Source organism: Micromonospora sp. M51 (genome assembly GCF_018070305.1).
In the GTDB taxonomy this organism is placed as follows: Bacteria; Actinomycetota; Actinomycetes; order Mycobacteriales; family Micromonosporaceae; genus Micromonospora; species Micromonospora parva.
The window spans coordinates 1-557 of sequence record NZ_JAGPXZ010001437.1; the positions used below are offsets into that span (position 1 = coordinate 1).

General features: G+C 83.3%; 2 pseudogenes. Both read left to right on the forward strand.

The features are described from left to right. Window positions 1-202: pseudogene (locus tag KBX53_RS35305) on the forward strand (hypothetical protein); the annotation flags it as partial. Beyond that, window positions 195-557: pseudogene (locus KBX53_RS35310) on the forward strand (cell division protein FtsK); the annotation flags it as partial. The pseudogenes KBX53_RS35305 and KBX53_RS35310, both read left to right, overlap by 8 nt.

Genomic DNA, 557 nt, shown 5'->3' on the forward strand with positions numbered 1-557 from the left:
GCGACCGGGTGGGACCGGACGGCCAGCGGTCGGGGTTCCCCGCCCCGGCGGTGCGGTGCAGCGGCCGGGCACGCCCGCCGCGCAGCGCTCCGGTGGCCTGCCGCCGCGCCCGGACGGGCTGTCGCCGCGCCCCGGCGGGCCACCCCCGCGCTCGGGCAGCCCGTGGCGGGACGCGCCGACGCGTCGGGGCTCTGATGGCTGACCGGCGCGGTCAGCTGGCCAGCCGGGTCCGGGACACCCTCGCCGAGGCGCTCGGCGCCACCCGTACCCGGCTGTCCGCCGCCCAGGCCGACCTGACCGCCGGCCGGGAACGACTGGCCCGGGTCCAGCGGGCGGCCGCCGCCGTACCGCAGCGGGTGGGCGCCCAACGCGACCGCCGCATCGCCGAGATCGACGCCCGCTACTCGGCCCGGATCGCGGAGCTGGCCCGGCGGGCCGCCGACGCGGCCCGGCAGGAGGCCCCCGGCTGCGCGGGGGCCGACTGGGCCGGGTGGGCACCGACGCCCGCCCGCCGGGCCGAGCCGCCCGGCGCGCTGCGGGTCGGCACGGTCGGGATC